The following is a 3018-nucleotide window of genomic DNA, read 5'->3' as shown; positions in this document are numbered from 1 at the left end:
GGTTCGCGCGCGGCGCCGTCGACGCGCGTCATCTGCAGGCCGCGCTGGCCACTGCCAGCCCCGAACGCGCGGCGGGCGGCTACGCCCAGCGCGCCGCCATCGCCCACGCCGTGTTTGCGCCCGACATGGGCCGGCCCGTTGAAGTCAGTGGCGACAACGAGAAGGCGCTGGTGACCTGGCTGACCAAGCGCATGGGCGCGCCGATGCGCGCACCGTCACTGTCGAAAACGGGTTACGAACTGATCGGCGGACGTCTCCTGCCCGGCGGCGCGGGACCCGTCGCGCAGTTCATGTACGGCGCGGCCGATGGGCAGCGCCTGACGCTGTACGTCACGCGGGAAGCGGCAGGGGGGGAGACGGCCTTCCAGTTCACGCAGGAAGGCCCCGTCCGCGTGTTCTATTGGGTCGAAGGCGAGTTCGGCTACGCGCTGTCCGGCGCGGTCAGCCGCGATGAGTTGCAGCGCGTGTCGCAGGAAGTCTATCGGCAGCTTCAGGGCTGAAGACAGGGGTTGAGGACGGGGGCTAAGGATAGGGGCCGAAGACAGGGGCTGAAGACCGAAGCTCGGAACCTAACCCGCCAACTGCCCTCGACCTGTCAACCGGCGCTGGCGCGCGCCTCGTGCAGCATGTGCAGCGTGATCTTGCGCACCTCGGCCTTGCTCATGTCGATATGGGACCGCAACAGGCGCGCGGCCTCATCGGTGCGCCGCGCCAGCACCGCACGCAGGATGGCCGCGTGTTCGTCATAGGTGGCGTCCACGCGGAAGTCCTTCGTGAAATCCAGCCGCCGCACGATCCGGATCTTTTCCGTCACGTCGCGGTGGATCAGCGCCATCTCGGGATTGCCCGCAGCGGCCACCAGCGCGCAATGAAACGCCTCGTCCAGTTGCCCCACCAGCCGGCCGTCCAGGATGCGCTGCGGCGGCGGCACCAGCCACACGTCGGTCAGCGCGCCCAGCATCCCGGCCCGATCCATGTCCTGCCGCGCGCACAGCTTGTCCACCGCCGCCAGTTCCAGCACCACGCGCACGTCGTACAGCGCCTCGAAGCGCTCGAAATCGAATGGCCGCACCTGCCAGCCGCTGCGCGGCCGCGCCAGCACGAAGCCTTCGCGTTCCAGCCGCGCGAGGCCCAGCCGCACCGGCGTGCGGCTCACGCCCAGCCGCGCCACGAGGTCGGCCTCGGTGAAGCGTTCGCCGGGCAGCATCCGGAAGCCGAACAGGTCGTCCTTGATGCGCTGGTAGACCTGATCGGCCAGCGAGCCCGCCAGCGCCGGCGACTGGCGAATGGCCGGTCCGGCCTGGACGGCTTCCAGCCGCATCATCCGGTCACGACGCACGTGGCGTCTTCGGTGATCACGACGAGCGGATCGCCCGCGTTGACGGGCTTGCCGGGCACGCACCGGATGGCGGACACCGTACCGGACGCCGGCGCGATGACGGACAGTTCCATCTTCATGGCCTCGACGACCACCAGCGTGTCGCCGGCCGACACGCTCTGCCCCACCTGGACCGGAATCTTCCAGATGTTGCCGCACATGTCCGCGCTGACCAGGCGTTCGCCTTCGCGCAGCACGGTCTCGGCCTCGGGCTGCGCAGCGGGGGGCTCGGCAGCCACATCCTCGTTCTTCCACAGCGCCACCTCGGCATCGAAGGCCGTCTTCTGGCGCGCCTGGAACGCGGCAATGCTGTCCGCCTGTTCGGCCACAAAACGCTGATGCGCCGCGAAGTCGAACATCTCTTCTTCGATGCGGACCGTCGCGCGGCCTTCGCGGAAGTCCTCGCGCAGCACATCCAGTTCGGCTTCGGTGACCGGATAGAACCGCACCTGATCGAAGAAACGCAGCAGCCAGGGCTTGCCGTCCTGGAAGACGGGATTCTTCAGGAACTTGTTCCAGATGGGCAGCGTGCGTCCCACCAGCTGATAGCCGCCGGGCGAATCCATGCCGTAGATGCACATGTACACGCCGCCGATGCCCACCGTGCCCTCGGCGGTGAAGGTGCGCGCCGGGTTGTACTTGGACGTCAGCAGGCGGTGGCGCGGATCGATCGGCACTGCGCACGGCGCGCCCAGATACACGTCGCCCAGGCCCATGATGAGATAGCTGGCCTCGAACACGATGCGACTCACCTCGTCGCGTGAATCCAGGCCGTTGATGCGCTGGATGAAGTCCACGTTGTTCGGCAGCCAGGGCGCGCTGGCGCGCACGGTCTCCTGATAGCGCTGCACCGCGCCCAGCGTGGCGCTGTCTTCGAAGGCCATGGGCAGGTACACGACGCGCGTCGGCACCTTGAGCGTCGCGACGTCCGCCAACCCTTCTTCGATCTTCAGCAGCCTGGCGATGAGCGCGCCCTGCAGGATCACGCGGCTGTCGTAGCGGATCTGCAGCGAGCGCACGCCCGGCGACAGCTCCAGCACGCCCGCCACGGGGTTCGCGTTCAACGCTTCCATCAGCAGGTGGATGCGCATGCGCAGCGCCAGGTCCAGCACGTTGTCGCCGTATTCCAGCAGCAGGTAGCCGTCGCCCGCCTGGCGATAAGACACCGACGGGCGCGAACCTTCGGCGGGCAGCGCGGCCACGATGGTCTCGGAGACCGTGGCGGGCACCGGCGCCGGTTCGGTCGCAGCGGGAACCGCCGGCGCCAGGTCGGCAATGCGGCGGTCCTGCGCGGCTTCCAGCGCCACGGCCTGCGGGTAGTCGATGCGCACGAAGCGGATGCGGTCGCCAGGCTTGACCTGTCCGACCTTCCACAGTTCGGCGCGGGCGATCGTGACCGGGCACACGAAGCCGCCCAGGCTGGGGCCGTCGCGCGTCAGGATGACGGGGCTGTCGCCCGTGAAGTTGATGCTGCCGATCGCGTATTCGCAATCGTGGATGTTGGACGGGTGCAGGCCCGCCTCGCCGCCGTTCTCGCGCGCCCAGGTGGGTTTGGGACCGATCAGGCGCACGCCCAGGCGGTTGGAGTTGTAGTGCACCTCCCAGTCGGCCGCGAAGAACGCCTCGATGGCCTCGGGCTG

The 3018-nt window shown here is 68.6% G+C and carries 3 protein-coding genes; 1 reads left to right on the top strand and 2 read right to left on the bottom strand.

The window, feature by feature from the left end; genetic code table 11:
* A partial coding sequence (locus tag B3446_RS27770) for an anti-sigma factor family protein (RefSeq protein ID WP_414632423.1) occupies nucleotides 1-500 on the top strand: 500 nt, incomplete at its 5' end.
* Between the two features lie 95 nt (nucleotides 501-595).
* Here B3446_RS27770 and B3446_RS27765 read toward each other — a convergent pair.
* Both B3446_RS27765 and B3446_RS27760 read right to left on the bottom strand, forming a co-directional pair.
* Nucleotides 596-1324 (bottom strand): GntR family transcriptional regulator, encoded by a 729-nt coding sequence (locus B3446_RS27765; protein WP_224776721.1) that lies wholly within the window; start codon nucleotides 1322-1324, stop codon nucleotides 596-598.
* On the bottom strand, nucleotides 1321-3018 hold a 1698-nt coding region (locus tag B3446_RS27760; RefSeq protein ID WP_291387351.1), incomplete at its 5' end, for a carboxyltransferase domain-containing protein. The genes B3446_RS27760 and B3446_RS27765, both read right to left, overlap by 4 nt.

This window comes from Achromobacter sp. UBA5777 (genome assembly GCF_002418565.1).
Lineage (GTDB): Bacteria > Pseudomonadota > Gammaproteobacteria > Burkholderiales > Burkholderiaceae_B > Achromobacter > Achromobacter animicus.
This window is presented reverse-complemented; position numbering and strand designations above follow the sequence as displayed.